The organism is Micromonospora sp. NPDC005161 (assembly GCF_053599855.1).
This window is the reverse complement of sequence record NZ_JBSFYQ010000019.1, coordinates 1-16626: the sequence shown is the minus strand read 5'-3', so window position 1 is coordinate 16626 and position 16626 is coordinate 1. Positions and strand designations below refer to the sequence as shown.

The 16626-nt window shown below is 71.5% G+C and carries 14 protein-coding genes; 12 read left to right on the top strand and 2 right to left on the bottom strand.

Translation table 11 applies throughout. The annotated features are described in order from the left end of the window. The 10 genes from ACWD5O_RS19235 (at position 1) to ACWD5O_RS19190 (ending at position 11021) form a co-directional block, all read left to right on the top strand. Positions 1–1284 (top strand): MCE family protein, encoded by a 1284-nt coding sequence (locus tag ACWD5O_RS19235; protein WP_387322051.1) that lies wholly within the window; start codon positions 1–3, stop codon positions 1282–1284. Beyond that, a complete protein-coding gene (locus ACWD5O_RS19230) occupies positions 1281–2312 on the top strand; it encodes an MCE family protein (protein ID WP_354967446.1) in 1032 nt (343 codons plus the stop codon). Before ACWD5O_RS19235 ends, ACWD5O_RS19230 begins: the two co-directional genes overlap by 4 nt. Continuing rightward, positions 2309–3289 (top strand): MCE family protein, encoded by a 981-nt coding sequence (locus tag ACWD5O_RS19225; RefSeq protein ID WP_387322053.1) that lies wholly within the window; start codon positions 2309–2311, stop codon positions 3287–3289. The genes ACWD5O_RS19230 and ACWD5O_RS19225 overlap by 4 nt, the downstream gene beginning before the upstream one ends. Continuing rightward, positions 3289–4539 (top strand): MCE family protein, encoded by a 1251-nt coding sequence (locus tag ACWD5O_RS19220; RefSeq protein WP_354967448.1) that lies wholly within the window; start codon positions 3289–3291, stop codon positions 4537–4539. The genes ACWD5O_RS19225 and ACWD5O_RS19220 overlap by 1 nt, the downstream gene beginning before the upstream one ends. Further along, positions 4536–5954: an MCE family protein gene (locus tag ACWD5O_RS19215; RefSeq protein WP_450086091.1), complete on the top strand. Its 1419-nt coding sequence runs from the start codon at positions 4536–4538 to the stop codon at positions 5952–5954. The genes ACWD5O_RS19220 and ACWD5O_RS19215 overlap by 4 nt, the downstream gene beginning before the upstream one ends. After that, a complete protein-coding gene (locus tag ACWD5O_RS19210) occupies positions 5951–7204 on the top strand; it encodes an MlaD family protein (protein ID WP_354967450.1) in 1254 nt (417 codons plus the stop codon). The genes ACWD5O_RS19215 and ACWD5O_RS19210 overlap by 4 nt, the downstream gene beginning before the upstream one ends. Next, positions 7201–7983: a hypothetical protein gene (locus ACWD5O_RS19205; RefSeq protein WP_450086090.1), complete on the top strand. Its 783-nt coding sequence runs from the start codon at positions 7201–7203 to the stop codon at positions 7981–7983. Before ACWD5O_RS19210 ends, ACWD5O_RS19205 begins: the two co-directional genes overlap by 4 nt. A 14-nt stretch (positions 7984–7997) precedes the next feature. Continuing rightward, positions 7998–8525, top strand: a complete 528-nt coding sequence (locus ACWD5O_RS19200; RefSeq protein WP_354967452.1) for a hypothetical protein — start codon at positions 7998–8000, stop codon at positions 8523–8525. Positions 8526–8734: 209 nt separating this feature from the next. Then, complete coding sequence (locus ACWD5O_RS19195) at positions 8735–9952, top strand: PP2C family protein-serine/threonine phosphatase (protein ID WP_354967453.1); 1218 nt, start codon at positions 8735–8737, stop codon at positions 9950–9952. 127 nt (positions 9953–10079) lie between these two features. Beyond that, on the top strand, positions 10080–11021 hold the full coding sequence (locus ACWD5O_RS19190; protein WP_450086089.1) for an anti-sigma factor RsbA family regulatory protein: 942 nt from the start codon (positions 10080–10082) through the stop codon (positions 11019–11021). A gap of 28 nt (positions 11022–11049) precedes the next feature. On the opposite strand, the gene ACWD5O_RS19185 is transcribed toward ACWD5O_RS19190, so the two are convergent. Then, positions 11050–12003 carry an AraC family transcriptional regulator gene (locus tag ACWD5O_RS19185; RefSeq protein WP_450086088.1) on the bottom strand — a complete coding sequence of 318 codons (954 nt, stop codon included), beginning with the start codon at positions 12001–12003 and terminating at the stop codon, positions 11050–11052. Between the two features lie 243 nt (positions 12004–12246). Between ACWD5O_RS19185 and ACWD5O_RS19180 the strand changes: the two genes are divergently transcribed. Both ACWD5O_RS19180 and ACWD5O_RS19175 read left to right on the top strand, forming a co-directional pair. Further along, a complete protein-coding gene (locus tag ACWD5O_RS19180; protein WP_450086087.1) occupies positions 12247–13782 on the top strand; it encodes a flavin-containing monooxygenase in 1536 nt (511 codons plus the stop codon). 216 nt (positions 13783–13998) lie between these two features. Next, a complete protein-coding gene (locus ACWD5O_RS19175; RefSeq protein ID WP_450086086.1) occupies positions 13999–15198 on the top strand; it encodes a low temperature requirement protein A in 1200 nt (399 codons plus the stop codon). Positions 15199–15218: 20 nt separating this feature from the next. Here the strand turns inward: ACWD5O_RS19175 and ACWD5O_RS19170 are convergent, their stop codons facing one another. Then, positions 15219–16391 carry a hypothetical protein gene (locus ACWD5O_RS19170; protein WP_450086085.1) on the bottom strand — a complete coding sequence of 391 codons (1173 nt, stop codon included), beginning with the start codon at positions 16389–16391 and terminating at the stop codon, positions 15219–15221. Positions 16392–16626 lie beyond the last annotated feature (235 nt).

The following is a 16626-nucleotide window of genomic DNA, read 5'->3' as shown; positions in this document are numbered from 1 at the left end:
ATGAGACATCGCATTCTCGGCATCGTCTTCATCGCCGTGCTGACCGCGGCGTTGACCGCCTCCGTGCTGCAGTACCGCAAGGCGTTCACGCCGGTCACCTGGGTCACCCTGCAGGCCGGCCGGTCCGGCCTGCAGCTCAGCCCGGGCGCCGACGTCAAGGTCCGCGGGGTCGTCGTCGGCGAGGTGCGCTCGGTCGGCAGCGAGGGCGCGGGCGCGAGCATCCGGCTGGCCCTGGACCCGGCCACCACGCCGCGGATCCCCGCCGACGTCAGTGCGCGGCTGCTGCCCAAGACGCTCTTCGGCGAGCGGTACGTCGAACTCGTGCCGCCGGCCGGCGGCAACGGCGTACCGATCCGTGACGGCGCGGTCATCACCCAGGACCGCAGCCGCACCGCCGTCGAGCTGGAACGCGTCCTCGACGAGGCGCTGCCGCTGCTCCAGGCGGTGCGGCCCGAACAGCTCGCCGCGACGCTGGGCGCGATCGCCACCGCCCTCGACGGACGCGGCGAGCAGCTCGGCGCGAACATCGAGCGGCTCGGTGCGTACCTGCGGCAGCTGAACTCGGCGATGCCGGCCATCGCCGAGGACGTCCGCAAGCTCGCCGTCGTGCTGGACAGCTACGACGCCGCCCTGCCCGACCTGCTCGCCCTGCTGCGGGACGTCACCGTCACCGCCCGCACCGTCACCGACCAACGTGCACAGCTGGCGGCGTTCCTCGCCGACACCACCGACACCGCCGACGCCACCCGCGGCTTCCTCGACCGACACGGCGATCAGATCATCGAGCTCGGCCAGGTGAGCCGCCCGGTGCTGGAACTGCTCGCCACGTACGCCCCCGAGTACCCGTGCCTGATGAGCGGGCTGGTCGCCCTGCAACCCCAGGTCGAGGAGGTCTTCGCCGGCGGGCGGATGCACGTCACCCTGGAGGTCACCCGCGACGGCGGCAGGTACGAGAAGGGCCGCGACGAGCCCGTCTACGGCGCGCACGACGGGCCGCAGTGCCGTGGCCTGCCCCAACCGGGGCGGCCGGCGCCCAGCGTGCCGGTCGCCGACGGTTACGACCACGGCGGCGCCCGCCCGCATGACCCCTTGCCGGTCGGCCTGGCGGCGGCCGTGCCCGCCGCCGGTTCCCCGGCGATGGGCCGGGCCGCCACCGGCGAGGAGCGCGCGCTGGTCAAGCCGCTGGTCGGTGCCGTCACCGGCATCCTGCCCGCGGAGGTCCCCGACATCGCGGTCCTGCTCTGGGGGCCGTTGCTGAGAGGAGGGGTGGTGAACGCGCGATGAGTAACAAGGCCATGGCACCCCTGCTGAAGCTGGTGGTCTTCGCCGCGGTGACCCTGCTGCTGACGGCGCTGCTCGCGCAGACCCTCGGTGCCTTCCCACCGGGCGGGGTCACCTACCGGGCCCGGTTCACCGACGTCACCGGCCTGCTCCCCGGCGACGACGTCCGCGTCGCCGGTGTGCAGGTCGGTCGGGTCCGCGGCATCACGGTGGTCGACGACACGCTCGCCGAGGTGGCCTTCACGGTCACCTCCGACGTTCCGGTGGCCACCAGCGTCCGCGCCAAGATCCGCTACCGCAACCTGGTGGGCCAGCGGTACGTGGCGCTGAGCGAGGGGCCGGGGGAGGGGCGTCCACTGCGGCCTGACGGCCTCATCCCCCTCGGCCAGACGACACCGGCCCTGGACCTCACGGTGCTGTTCAACGGGTTCCGGCCCCTGTTCACGGCGCTCAGTCCCGAGGACGTCAACAAACTCGCCTACGAGATCATCCAGGTGCTGCAGGGCGAGGGCGGCACGGTCAGCAGCCTGCTGCAACGCACCGCGTCGCTGACCAACACCCTCGCCGACCGGGACGCCGTCATCGGGCGGGTCATCACCAACCTCAACGGCGTCCTGGGCACGCTGGCCGACCGGGACCAGAACCTGGACCAGAGCATCAGCCAGCTCCAGCAGTTCGTCTCCGGGCTGTCCGCCGACCGCACGGCCATCGGCGAGTCCCTGGTCAGCATCGGTGAGCTCACCACCGCGACGTCGTCGCTGCTGCGCGACGTACGACCACCGCTCGCCGCGGACGTGCGCGCCCTGGACGAGCTCTCCGGCACCCTCAACCGCAACGCGGCCGTCATCGACGGCACCCTCGGGCGGCTGCCGGAGCGGTACGAGTCCCTGACCCGCGTCGCGTCCTCCGGCTCGTGGTTCAACTTCTACCTCTGCGACTTCGACGGCAACGTGGCGGTGTCGGGCCGGGCACCGCTCGACCTGCCCACCTTCAGCGCCCCGGCCGCCCGATGCGCCGGAGGCAGCCAGTGACACCGTTTCGGGAACGCAACCCGGTGATCGTCGGCACGCTCGGGCTGGCGCTGATCGTCGCCGTGCTGCTGGGCGCCTTCCAGCTCGACCGGCTGGCCGACCTCACCGGACGCGGCTACCAGGCGGCCTTCCACGACGCCAGCGGCCTCGTCACCGGCAACGAGGTGCGGGTCGCCGGGGTGCGGGTCGGCAAGGTGACCGCCGTGGAACTCGCCCGCGACAGCGCGGCGTACGTACGGGTCGGGTTCCGGGTGGACGACGACAGCGTGCGGCTCGGCACCGACACCGGCGCCACGATCAGGATCAAGACGGTGCTCGGCCAGAAGTATCTGGCCCTCTCGCCCGCCGGACCGGGTCGGCTGCGCGAGGGCGGGCAGATCCCCCTCGCCCGCACCGCGGCGCCGTTCGACGTGGTGCAGGCGGTCACCGGGCTGGCCGACACGCTCGACCGGGTCGACACCGACCAGCTCGCCGCCGCCTTCACCACCCTGTCCGAGACCTTCGCCGACACCCCCGGGAGCGTCAACGCCTCCCTGGTCGGCCTTTCCCGGCTCTCCCGGACCGTCGCCGGGCGCGACGCCGAACTGCGGGCGCTGCTCGACCGTGCCCGCCAGGTGACCGCCGTGCTCGCCACCCGGGACGAGGAGTTCCGCGAACTGGTCACCGACGGCGAGGCGCTGCTGAGCGAGGTGAGTCGGCGTCGGGACGCCATCCACAAGCTGCTCGTCGGCACCGACGAACTCGCCACCCAACTGTCCGGCCTGGTCAGCGACAACCGCGCCCAGCTCGCCCCCGCGCTGCACAAGCTGCGGGAGGTCGTCGCCATCCTGCAACGCAACCGGGACGACCTGGAGAAGACCATCCAGCGGATGGGGCCGTTCGTCACCGCGTTCGCCAACGTGGTGGGCAACGGCCGCTGGTTCGACTCGTACGTCTCCGGTCTGCTCCAGCCGTACCAGCCCACGGGAGGCCGCTGATGCCCGGTCCCATCCAGCGGCGGCGACGGCCGATCGCCGTCACCACCGCCCTGCTGGTAGCCGTCGCCGGCGGCGTGGTCGTTCTCCGCGACGGCACACCCACACGGCGGGTCGTCGCCCACTTCACCCGCGCCGTCGGCGTGTACCCCGGATCGGACGTCCGGGTGCTGGGCGTCCGCGTCGGGGAAGTGGTCGCGGTGACCCCGCAGGGCCGCACCGTCCAGGTGACCATGTCCTACGACCCGGGGATCACGGTTCCCGCCGACGCGCAGGCGCTCATCGTGCCGCCCAGCGTGGTCAGCGACCGCTACGTCCAGCTCACTCCCGCCTACGCTGGCGGCGCAGCCCTGGCCGACAGGGCCGAGATCCCGCTGGAGCGGACCGCCGCTCCGATGGAGATCGACGACATCTACCAGGCGCTCGACGACTTCAACCGCACCCTCGGCCCGGAGGGCGCCAACCGCGACGGCGCTCTGTCCGACCTGGTCGCCACCGGCCGCGCCAACCTTGAGGGCAACGGCCAGAACCTGCACGACACCCTCGACGGCCTGTCCCGGGCACTGGCCACCCTCTCTGACGGGCGGCAGGACCTCTTCGGTTCGGTCGCCAACCTGCAGCGCTTCACCACCGCGCTGGCCCGCAGCGACCGGGAGGTGCGCACCTTCAACCAGCAGTTGGCCGACGTCGCCCAACAACTGGCCGGGGAGCGTGACGAACTGGCCGCCGCGCTGCGCAACCTCTCCACCGCGCTGGCCGACGTGACCACGTTCGTGCGGCAGAACCGCGACGCGTTGACGTCCAACGTCGCCGCGCTGGCGGACATCACCGGCATCCTGGTCCGCCAGCAACAGGCCGTCATCGACATCCTCGACGTCGCCCCGCTGGCCCTGAACAACCTCAACCTGGCCTACAACCCGCGTTCCGGCACCCTGGACACCCGCGACAACGTGATGGGTCCCTACGACCCCGCCGGTTTCGCCTGCTCGCTGATAGTGGACCAGCTCCCCGGGGCGCAGGTGCCCGCCAAGTGCCGGGCACTCGCGCAGACCCTGCACTCCCGCGGGCTGCCCATGACCGACCAACTCCGCAAGCTCCTCAAGCTGCCGCCCGGCGCCCCGGCGACCGGCGGGTCCTCACCGGGGAAACCTCCCCTCAGTTCCCCCGGTGCGCCGATCCCCGACCAGGCGCCGGGCGGCCCCGGCATCACCAGCGACCCCACCCTCGGCGGCATCCTGCGGGGTGTGTCATGAGCGCACGCATCCGGCGGACCCTGGCGTGCGCGATCGTGGTGGTGATCCTGCCGGCCGGGTGCGGCCTGCCCGACCTCGCCGACCTGCCGCTGCCCGGCGGCGCCCCCAGGGGCGACGGGTACGCCGTCACCGCCGAGTTCAGCGACGTGCTCGACCTGGTGCCGCAGGCCGCCGTGAAGGTCGACGACGTGACGGTCGGCAGCGTGGAGAAGATCTCCCTGGCCGGCTGGACCGCCCGGGTCACCCTGCGCATCGGCGCAGACGTCCATCTGCCGTCCAACGCGACAGCCGCCGTCCGGCAGAGCAGTCTGCTGGGCGAGAAGTACGTGACGGTCGCGCCGCCGCCCACCGGCGCCGCCGCCGGTCGACTCGCCGACGGTGACCTCATCCCGCTGTCGCGGACCGCTCGCGGTGCCGAGGTGGAGGAGGTCCTCGCCGCCCTCGGGCTGCTGCTCAACGGAGGTGGTCTGGCGCAGCTGAGAACCATCAACCAGGAGCTCGGCGCCGCACTCGACGGACGGGAGCCCGCCGTCCGGGACGCGCTGGACGAGCTGGACACGTTCATTGGCGGGCTGGACAAGCAGAAGGCCGACCTGGTCCGCGCCCTCGACGCCCTGGACCGGCTCAGCGGCCGGCTCGATCGTCAGAAGCAGGTGCTCGGCGATGCCGTGGACTCCCTCGCCCCGGGCCTGACCGTGCTGGCCGGGCAGCGCGCCCAACTGACCCGGGCGCTGACCGCACTGGACCGGTTGGGCGACGTCGGCACCCGGGTGGTCAACCGGAGCCGCGACGACACGCTGGCCGACGTACGGGCGCTGCAACCGATCCTGGAGCAGCTGACACGTGCCGGGAACGACCTGCCGAAGTCGCTGGACTTCATGCTGTCGTTCCCGTTCCCACCCAATGTCACCGGCGCGATCGTCGGCGACTTCGTCAATCTCTCCATGACCGCCGACCTCGACTCGGCGTCGATCCTGGCGAACCTGGTCGCCGCCGCCCCCACCGCGCCGGCCCGTTCGCGCACACCGGCAAAGGGGGCCACCCACGGCGGGGCACCGGCTGCCGGTGGCGCCGCACCGACCGTGCCGCGGCCCGGCGGCGGGTCCCGCCCGCTGCCCGACCTGCCGATCCTCAAGTGCCTGCCCGACCCGCTCAACTTCCCCGCGACCTGGACGCCGCCGAAGGACTGTCTGCTGCCGGAGGGCTGCGTCCTGCTCAAGCCCGGCTCGAAGGTGCCCATCGGCGGGCTGATCCTGCCGAAGGGCCTCGTGCCACCGGGCACGGTCTTTCCCGTCGGGACCGAACTGCCCGCCGGCACGGTCCTGGCGGCACAGTGCATCCTGCCGCTGACCGGCGCGGTGATCGGACAGATCGGTACCCTGCCGGACCTGCTGTCCGAAGGGTTGAAGCCATGATCGGACGTACCGCGAAGGTGCAGGTGCTGGCGTTCCTGCTGGTGAGCGTGCTCGGCGTCAGCTACGTCGGCGTCGGCTACGTCGGGCTGGGCGACCGACTGCTCGGCGGAAGCTACGTCGTCCACCTGGACCTCGCCCGGGCGGGCGGCATCTTCCCCAACGCCCCGGTCACCTACCGTGGCGTGCCCGTCGGCCGGGTCGCCGCGGTCGCCCTGCGCGGTGACGGGGTCCGGGCCGACCTACGGTTGCAGCGCGACGTCCGGGTACCGGACGACCTGCGGGCCGTGGTGGCGCACCGCTCCGCCGTCGGCGAGCAGTACGTGGACCTGCGTCCGGAGCGCGACAGCGGGCCGTACCTCACCGACGGCGCGGTGATCCCGGTCGAGCGGACCGGTGTCCCGCTCGCGCCGGAGGTCCTGCTGAGCAACCTCGACGCCCTGGTGCGCTCCGTCGGGCCGGAGGATCTCACCGTCCTGATCACCGAACTCGGCGCCGCGTTCGAGGGCAACGAGCTGGCCCTGGCCCGGATCCTGAACGACGGGGACGCGCTGCTGACCGATGCGACCACCCGCCTGCCAGAGACCCTCGCGCTGATCAACGACGGGCGAACCGTGCTCACCACCCAGGCCGAGTCGGCGCAGGCGCTGCGCCGGTGGGCGGCGGGCCTTGCCCAGTTGGCGGCCACCGTCCGCGCCGCCGACCCCGACCTGCGGCGGCTGCTCGCCGCCGGGCCTCCCGCCGGTCGGGAACTGGTCGCGTTGCTGCGGGGGCTGGAACCGACGGTCGGCGCCCTGCTCGGCAACCTGGTGACCGTCAACGGCATCGCCGCCCGGCGGCTGCCCGGCATCGAGCAACTGCTGGTGGTGTACCCGATCGCCGTCGCCGGCGGTTTCACCGTCACCCCGGGCGACGGCACCGCCCACCTCGGCCTGGTCCTCAACGTCGACGATCCGCCGTCCTGCGTTTACGGGGGGCGAACCACCTGCGACGCGGGGGAGCGGGCGGCCGGCGCCAGCGTGCGCGGCGCGGCCAACGCCCCCCGACCGGGCGGCCGGGAGCCAGCTCCCGACCCGGGGCGGTCCGGCGGCGCCCCGACCGCCGGGGCCGCGACCGCCGGGTACGACCCGACGACCGGCCTGGTGCTCGGCTCGGACGGCCGGCCGTTGCAGTTCGGCGGCACCGGGGGCCAGTCCCGGACGGCCGGGGACCAGTCGTGGAAGCAGTTGCTGCTGGCCGGGGTGACGCCGTGAGCGACGCGAAGAAGGAGGCGCAGATGCGGGCCCGGAGGGACCACACGCTGAAAGTCATCAAGGGGGCGAAGCCCGGGGTGCCCGGCCGCGCGTCGCAGCGCCGGATCGTGCCCCGCCAGTTCCCCCGACCGGTCGAGCCGATCGAGGACCTGCTGAAGCGGCTCGACCAGGAGCCGGTCGAGGACCCGGCGGATGCCGCGGACCCGGCGAGAGGAGACGACCCCGCGAGCGCGGACAGCTCGCCGGAGGACAGCTCGGGCGACCGTCGCACGGGCGAGCGGGCTCCGTCGGCGCCCCGGCGACGGTCGCTGATCACCCTGCTCGTGGCCGTGCTCGCCGCCACGGTCGTGGCCGGCGGCGTGACCGGGCACCGCTGGTACGTCGACCGGGCGACGGACCAGGCCCGGCAGCAGGCCCTCGCCGCCGCCAAACAGGCCAGCGTCAACTTTGTCTCGGTCAGCGCGGCCAGCGTCGACCGGGACATCCAGCGGATCACCGCCGGAGCCACCGGCGACTTCAAGGACGAGTTCACCCGAGGTCAGTCGCAGGTCCGCGCCGCGGTCGTGGAGAACAAGGTCGACTCGCGCGGAACGGTGCTGCGGGCCGGGCTGGTCTCTGGAGATCGCCGTCGAGCGGTCGTACTGGTCGCCGTCGACGCCACCGTCAAGAACATCAAGGCACCCGAGGGACGGCCGTCGCACTACCGGATCCAGCTGGACATCGTCCACGACAAGGCCTCCGGGCGGTGGCTCGTGTCGCGGCTGCAGTTCGTCGGATGAGAGAGGGAGAACACGTGCGTACCCTGGTCCGATTCCCGCGACGGCCGCGCGTTCCTCGGCTGCGCCCCACCCGGATCCGGCTCGTCCCGGCCCTGGTCGTCGCGATCGTGCTCGCGGCCGCCGTCGCCGGCGCCGGCTGGTGGGGCGACCACCGCGCCGAGCGGCGGGACAGCGCCGTACGCCAGGCGCTGGCCACGGCGCCCGCCGCCGCCAAAGCGATCTTCTCCTACGACTACCGCACGTTCGACGACAGCGTCGCCAACGGCCGCGCCTTCGCCACCGGACAGTTCGGCACGGAGTACGAGCAGACCACGACGGCGTTGAAGCAGACCGCGGCCACCCAGCAGGCGATCGTGGCGGCGGAGGTGTCCGCGACGGGCGTGGTGACCGCGACCGCCGAACGGGTCGAGTTGCTCGTCTACCTCAACCAGTACCGGCGCAACGTGAACACGGCCGGGGAGAAGGTCGACCAGAACCGGGTGGTGCTCACCCTGGTCCCGGTGGACGGGGAGTGGAAGGTGGCCAAGGCAGCGGCCATCTGACGTGCGCCGGTGCGGCTGACGTGGGCCGGGGCGGCTCTCGGCGTACCAGGCATCGGTCAAAAACGGTGAAAAGCATCAAATGGTCGTGATGATCGACCCGGTGGGTCAGTTCCGTCTCCCAGGGTGACTGATGGGCTCTCGACGGGCCGGACCGATACGGGACGTCCTCATGACCTGCTCCTGGCCGGGCAAGGGTTAGGCTTCCTGCCGTGATTGACGTGCAGGGGAGCGGGAGCGACGAGCGGCTGCGTCGCATCGAGGCGGTTACCGACGCCGCGCTGTCCCAGCTCGACGTCAACGACCTTCTGGAAGAGCTGGTTGATCGTATCCGCGAGGTGCTGGGCGTTGACACCGCGGCCATCCTGCTGCTGGACCTGCACGCCCAGCAGTTGGTGACCACCGCGACGAAGGGCCTCGGGGACGACGTCCGCGAAGGTGCGCGGATCCCCGTCGGCAGCGGCTTCGCCGGCCGGATCGCCCAGGAGAAGCAGCCCGTCCTGGTGGAGAACGTCACCGCCGCGGACGACCCGGCTCTGTTCGGTCGCGGAGTCCGCTCGTTGTTGGGTGTGCCGATGTTCGCCGGCGGCGAGCTGATCGGCGTCCTGCATGTCGGCTGCCTGCGGCGGCACCAATTCACCGGTGACGACGTGCAGTTGCTGCAACTCACCGCCGACCGGGCGAGCCTCGCCAGCCGGACCCGGGCCAGTGGCCTCGACCGCAGCGCCGCCCTCGCACTGCAACGAAGCCTGCTACCCACCCACCTGCCCGACGCGCCAGGTGTGGACATGGCAGCCCGCTACGTGCCCGGCCACGACGCCGGCGTCGGCGGCGACTGGTACGACGTGTTCACCCTGCCCTCCGGTTGGCTGGGTGTCGTCATCGGCGACGTGTCCGGGCACGGCCTGCGCTCGGCGGTCGTCATGGGGCGTCTCCGCAGCGCACTGCGCGCCTACGCGCTGGTCTGCGACGACCCGGCCACTGCGTTGACCCTGCTCGACCGCAAGATCCAGCATTTCGAGACCGGCAACCTCGCCACGGTCCTCTACGCCATGATCTCCCCGGACCGCACCGTCATCCGGGTTTCCCTCGCCGGCCACCTGCAACCCGTCCTGGCCGGGCCAGGACACCCCGCCGAGACGCTGCAGATTCCCGTCGATCTTCCCCTGGGTGTCGGCTCACGTCAGCCGGCCCGCCGGTGCACCGACGTCGCGTTCCCCTCCGACGCCCTGCTGATCTGCTACACCGATGGGCTCGTCGAACGCCGCGGCGAGGTCATCGACGTCGGCATCGACCGGCTCTGTGCAGCCGTTGAACCAGGTCTCGCCGAGGAAGTCTGCGCCCGTGTCATGACCACACTCGCCGGCGAGCAGGCCACCGACGACATCGCCCTGCTCGCCATCCACTCGGCCAACAGACGTGTCCCGTGAACGACTCTGACCGGCTGTTCCAGAGCTGTCGCCCATACAGTGCACCTGACCGGTGCCACGCAGGTCCCCGGACTGATCCTGCCGGAGCCGACGCGGCGGCCGGATCACGCACCTCGGAGGCCGCAGCTTGAGTATCTCCGTCGCCACCAGGACCGACAGCTTCGCGCACCCCGCTCTCTTCTACGCGGACCGCGATGACTACCTGGCCGGCACGCTGCCGTTCATCCAGGCCGGCCTCGCCGCCGACGAGCCGGTCATGGTCGCCGTCCCGGGGGACAACCTCGACCACATCCGCGCCGCGCTCGGCACCGACGCGGGCAGGGTGCAGCTGCACGACATGAGCGTGGCCGGGCGCAACCCGGGCCGGATCATTCCGGGTGTTCTGCTCGCCTTCGCCGCCGCCCACGCCGGGAAGCGGGTCCGCATCATCGGCGAACCGATCTGGGCCGGCCGTACCGCGACCGAGTACCCCGCCTGCGCCCAGCACGAGGCACTGATCAACGCCGCGTTCGCCGGCCGACCGGCCACCATCCTCTGCCCCTACGCCACCCGTCACCTGGACCGGCGCTGGCTCGACGACGCCCACCGCACCCATCCCGTCGTCCAGCTGGGCAGCGTGGTGCGGGAGAGCCCGCACTACGCCGACCCGGTCGCGGTGGCCGCGGGGTTCAATCTGCCGCTGCAGGACCCGCCCGCCCAGGCGACCACCATCACCATCGACCTGCACGCCCTCTCGGCCATCCGCCGGGTGGTGACCGCCGAGGCCGCCGCGGCCGGCCTGCCCCCCGACCGGGTCTCCGACCTCACCCTGGCGGTCAGCGAACTGGCCGCGAACACGATCAAGCACACCGCCGGCGGCGGCACCCTCGCGGTCTGGACCGACGACACCCGGCTGGTCTGCCAGCTCACCGACACCGGGCACATCACGAATCCACTCGCCGGCCGGATCCCGGTGCCGCCGCAGCAGCCCGGCAGCCGCGGGCTCCTCCTGGTCAACCAGCTCTGCGATCTCGTGCGCGTCCACACCGTGCCGGGTGCCACCACGATCCGCCTGCACATGCACCGCTGACGGCCGAGCGACCCGGCAGCCGGAGACCTCAGCCGCGCAGGGTCGTGGACGGCGACTCGCCGAAGCGCACCCGGTAGTCGCCGGCACAGCGGCCAAGATGGACGAACCCGTGGTGCAGGGCAACGGTCGTCACGGACGCGCCGGGGCCGGCCGCGCGCAGCGCACGGTGGACCGCATCGAGCCGGCATGCGCGCAGGTACGCCGTCGGCGTCGTCTGCAACTCGCGGCGGAAGCAGTCCTGCAGCGTTCGTACGCTCACCCGGAGCGCCTCCGCGACATCCCGGACCGTCAGCGCCTCGCCGTGGTGGTCCGCGATCAGGGCGCAGGCCCGGCGCACGAGGCGCCCGGGAGCCGTGTGGTGTGCCGGCTCGGCGAGCTGGTCGGAATAGGTGTGCCGGTGGGCCAGCAACAACTTGCCGATGAGTCCCTGCTGGAACCGAGCGGCGACCTGAGGGTGGTCGAGCAGGGAGGCGTCCATCGGCTGCGACAGCTCGTCGGCGAGGAAATCCACACCGCGTGCCCACGCCATCGCGGCGGCCGTGGTCATGGTCATGCCGATGTCGAAGCGGACCGGGCCGTCCACCGGCCGGCCCAGCAGGCGGGCGAGTTCCCGGTCGACGGTGCGCCGGTCGGCGTAGAAGATCCGGTGCGGCGAACCCGCGGACCAGTGCATGTCGGACGCGTCGTAGGGGGAGAGGACGGAGGCGACGTCGGGCGTCGAGGTCACGCTATGGCCGGCGTGCCGCACCATCGTGCTGCCGCTGCGGGGAATCTGCACGAGATAGAAGGTCTCCAGCGGGCCGGGTTGGATCCGTACCGCCTGGCCGTAGTCGAGGTCGATGACGCCCACGCCTCCCACGCGACGGGCCGCCATCCGCAGTCGAACGTCGCGGACACCCGCCTGTGGTGTGAGCCGGTGCGGGCAGAAGACGCGACCCACCTCGGCACGAGCGTGCTCGACGTCGTCGGTCCTGACCGTCACGGCATCCATCCGACACCTCCCGGGCGTCCCGCTGCGCTGACCCTAGGACGCGACCCGGGCGGGCAGCACCGGAAAGCCGCCGACCCGACAAGGAACGGCTCGTCCGCCGGCTGCGCGCGGCGGACACACCCCGCGCACGGCGGATAGCGGCCCGTCCGCCGTGCCCGTTAGCGTGCTGACACCGCCAGCGCCTCTGCTGCCGCGGTACCTCGCCAGCGGGTCACACACTCTCCGGAGGCTGCCATGAGGATCGCCGTCGTCGGCGCTGGATTCGCCGGCCTGAGCGCAGCGAAGGTGCTGCGGCAGAGTGGCTTCGACGTCACCGTGTTCGAGAAGGCGCCCGACGTCGGCGGAGTGTGGAGCCGTACCCGTCGGTATCCCGGCCTTCGTACCCAGAACGACAAGGGCACCTACCACCTCTCCGACCTCCCCATGCCCGCGCACTACCCGCAGTGGCCGACGGGCGAGCAGGTCCAGCAGTACCTGGAAAGCTACGTGGAGATGTTCGGGCTCGACGCTGTCCTGCGTCTCTCCACGGAGGTCGTCTCCGCGGCACTCCTGGACGACGAGACCGGGTGGCTGCTCGCGTCGCGCCCGACGGGTCAGGACCCGGTGACCGTGGAGCGGTACGACCACCTCATCGTCGCCAACGGCATCTTCTCCGATCCTCTCGTCCCGTCCTTCGACGGACGCGAGGACTTCACCGCCGCCGGAGGACGGGTCCTGGCCGCGGGCGATTTCCACGACCTCGCGGCGGCCCGGGGAAAGAACGTCCTCGTCGTCGGCTACGGCAAGTCCTCCTGCGACGTGGCGGTCCCGCTGAGCGACGTCGCCGCCCAGACCCACCTCGTCGCCCGCGAGCTGCTCTGGAAGATGCCCAGGAAGCTCGGCAACGCACTCAACTACAAGTACCTCCTGCTCACCAGGATGGGTGAGGCGCTGTTCCGCTACCTCAGCCTGAAGGGCGTCGAGCGGTTCCTGCACGGCCCGGGAGACGGTCTGCGCCGTACCATGCTCGACAGCGTCGGGTCGGTCGCGACCAGGCAGCTCAAGCTGCGCGAGCTGGGCCTCGTGCCGAACGGCACCTTCCAGGACATCGCCCGCAGCACCGTCAGCCTCGCGACGGAGGGCTTCTTCGAGCGCGTCGCGGACGGCCACATCACCGTCCATCGGGACCGGACGATCAGAGAACTCCTGGTCGACGACGGTCGACCGGCCGCCCGCCTCGACGACGGCACGGTGCTCGCCGCGGACCTGGTGATCTGTGGCACCGGTTTCCGGCAGCACGTTCCGTTCTTCGATGACGCGCTGCACGCCCGGCTCCAGGACGCCGCCGGCAACTTCATGCTCTACCGGCAGATCCTGCCGATCGACGTCCCACGCCTGACCTTCGCCGGCTACAACTCCTCGTTCTTCAGTCCGCTGAGCGCGGAGATGGCCGCGGTCTGGACCGCCGCCCACCTGCGGGGCGGGATCGCACTGCCGCCCCGGGAGCGGATGCGCGAGGAGGTTCGCACGCGGGTGGCCTGGATGGCGGCGCGGACCAGCGGGCGGCACGCCCGGGGCACGAACGTCATCCCGTTCTCGATGCACAACATCGACGAGGTGCTCGATGAGTTGGGGCTCAACCTCGGCCGGTTGGCACGGGCCCGACAGTGGCTGTTGCCCGTCGACCCGCGCTCCTACCGGACTGTGATGACCCGCATGATCCGACGTACCGCCGAGGGCCGCGCGACGGACCGGGTCGAACCGACCCCGGCCCCTCGCGCGGCGTGGTGAGGGGGCTGGACCGTCACCGAAGGCGTATTCGCGATAACCGTCAAGGCGGGGTAAATACCGGGATAAAATGCCTCATCACAGATGAGGCTGGACCGGTCGGCGAGGAGGCGCGGGGGCGATGGCGGCGGGGCAGAGCACCGAGCATCGCCACCAGGCTTGGAAGCTGGACGTCCCGGTGCCCGTGCCGGCGGCCCTGGCCGGTAGCTGAACCCCTCCGTGCTGACGGGCGCGGCGTTCCGAGGGCTCGGGGACAGCAGAAGCCCGCAACGGGCAACCGTCCTGGAGTTGCTCTTCGACATCGTCTACGTCTTCGCGCTCGCCCGTCTCGCCGGACGGGTCGCCGACGACCTGACCATCGTCCGGCACTCGCTGCTGTCGGAGGCGGGTCAGACGCTGCTGTTCTTCGCGGCGATGTGGATGATCTGGTCGCTGAACGCCCTGATGGCGAGCACCTACGACCCGCGCCGAACCGACATCCAGACCCTCCTGCTCGCGACGATGTTCGGCACGCTGGTGTTGTCGGTCACCCTGCCCCAGGCGTTCGGGCAGCGCGGTGTGATCTTCGCGTGCGCGTACGTCCTCATTCAGGTCGGCCGCCCGCTCTACCTGACGTGGGCCCTGCGAGGCCATCCGATGCGGGAGGTCTCGGCCCGGGTGCTGAGCTGGCACGCGGTGTCCGGCGTGCTGTGGATCGGCGGCGGCATCAGCGGAGGGCTCGGCCGCGGCGTCTTCTGGACCGTCGCCCTCTCCATCGAGGTCGTCGGGGCGGCCACCAACTGGCCCGCCCTCGGGATTGCCGGGGCACGCCGCGCCGCCCTGTCCGGGGTCTCCTACATGCACCTCGCCGAGCGGTACAACCAGTTCTTCATGATCGCGCTCGCCGAGGTGGTGCTCGAAGCCGGCCTCACCATCAGTTTCCCGGGCTTCTCGACCCTGCGGACCGTCACCCTTGTCGCCGCGTTCGTGGCGGTGGTGGCGTTCTGGCGGATCTACTTCTACCACGCGGGCCCGGGTCGGGACACGACCGCCAGCTCGGCCGGCGAGGGGATGCAACTGTCCCGGTGGGCGAGCTTCAGCCTGCTGCTCATCGTCGGCGGCATCATCTGCCTCGCGGTCGGCTTCGGACAGATCATGGAGGACCCGGATCCGCCGATCGACTGGGCCCTGGTGGTCGTCATCTTCGGCGGCCCGGCGCTGTTCCTGATCGGGCGGACCTACTTGGAGCAACTGTCCCGCACCGGGGCGCGCTGCCGGGTGCTGTTGCTCGGGGCGCTGGCGCTGGTCGTGGCCGCGCCGCCGATGGTGTTCCTTCCGCCGATCGCGGCGGTTGTCACCGCCGGGTCGATCCTGGCCGGGATCGCCATCTCCGACGGGTTCGCCCATCGGCGCGGACCGGAAACCAATCCGCAGCTGTAGCCGGCCTCGGGGTACCGTTCCTAGGGACTGAGCACGAGTTGCGTGTTTTCAGCCGCGTGTCCCGAACGGTGTTGGGCACGCTGGTCTCCCGCGTTCGCTCCGTATCCGGCGCGCACGGATCGTGTCCGCGGTCCGAAGTTACGGGGGCGGGTTCCCTCGCGCTCAGGGTCACCCGGTCCGGCCTGGACGGTCCGATGCCCCTGCCCATCACTCTGGTGAGCTGGGGGCGGTGCCGTCCGACGCCGGATCGGGTGACCCTGGGCGCGTCGTCCGATCGCCACGGCGGCGGCGTCGTGGCGAGTTGCGGTGCGGGTTCTGCTGGTTAGGGGCTTCTGCCAGTGCTGGGCGCCCCACTTGGAGGTGTATGCGGGGTCGACCGCGACGATCGCAATGCCGGGCGCCTCGGCCATCGACGTGAGCCGGGCGCGCAGCTTACTGACAGGCATCCCGGATATGAGACTGCGGAACCGTTTGCGGCGGCCGTGCTTCTCCCGGGTCTTCTCCGCTTCGAAGTTCAGGTCCTCGATGGCGACAGCTTTCACGCCGCAGACCTTCACCCAGTTCAGCAGCCGAGTCAGGGCGTGACGCAGCTGGGCGTCACGGTGCTCGGCGGTGCCGGACAGGTCGTAGTGGAACCGGCGTGGGTTGCCGACTGGATTGCCGTGAACGTCGAGCCGCCAGGCGGCGATGTGATCGGCATTGGTATCCACCCCGATCGCGCCGTCGGCGAGGGCGGCCTGCAGCGGGACCGTCTTGGTGGGCGCGTACTGCCAGGACGCGGTGATGTACCAGCGTCCGCGCCGCGCGTCGTGGTGGATACGGTAGGCGACCGCCCGGTTGGTCTCGATACGGTCGACCCACTCCTGGCCCCGATGTGGGAACCGCGCCTTCGCCGCGAGGACATACCGGCTGTGGGGGGCGTTCGCCAGTCCGGCCAGCGGTGCGGGCAGTCTGATCGACGCTTCGCCGCCGGGGGTGACGCGGATCGTCTCGTTGCCGTACCGCTTACCCGACTCCCCGTCGGCCTGAAGGAACCAGCGCTGCGCTTCCCAGCGGTCGCGCCACTGCGCCCCGGTCAGTCCAGCCTGGGCCAGGTTGTGGCGGTTGCGGGCGAGCCGCTTCCCGCCGCGCATCACATGCACGACCCCGGCCTCACGGTCGGCCCGCTCCCGCTCCAGCCGCTCCATCAGCACGTGCAGACGGCGACTCTTGGCGAACCACTCCTGCCGACTGCGGTAGCCGCCCGGTACGCCCTTGGTGCCGCGCTGGCCGACCGGCAGGGACAGCCGATGTCGAATCATCGCGACCCCAGCTTCGAGGTTACCGATGTGTACTAGGCCGTGTTTCATAGCGGGGGCTGGCGGTCGACCTTGATCAGGGTTGTGGCGTGTCGGTGATCGATACGCAGTGAGGTCTCCGGTAGATGGT

Coding starts and splice junctions, on each gene's coding strand:
- ACWD5O_RS19235 (WP_387322051.1), top strand. CDS start 1: ATGAGACATCGCATTCTCGGCATCGTCTTCATCGCCGTGCTGACCGCG.
- ACWD5O_RS19230 (WP_354967446.1), top strand. CDS start 1,281: ATGAGTAACAAGGCCATGGCACCCCTGCTGAAGCTGGTGGTCTTCGCC.
- ACWD5O_RS19220 (WP_354967448.1), top strand. CDS start 3,289: ATGCCCGGTCCCATCCAGCGGCGGCGACGGCCGATCGCCGTCACCACC.
- ACWD5O_RS19215 (WP_450086091.1), top strand. CDS start 4,536: ATGAGCGCACGCATCCGGCGGACCCTGGCGTGCGCGATCGTGGTGGTG.
- ACWD5O_RS19210 (WP_354967450.1), top strand. CDS start 5,951: ATGATCGGACGTACCGCGAAGGTGCAGGTGCTGGCGTTCCTGCTGGTG.
- ACWD5O_RS19180 (WP_450086087.1), top strand. CDS start 12,247: ATGAGGATCGCCGTCGTCGGCGCTGGATTCGCCGGCCTGAGCGCAGCG.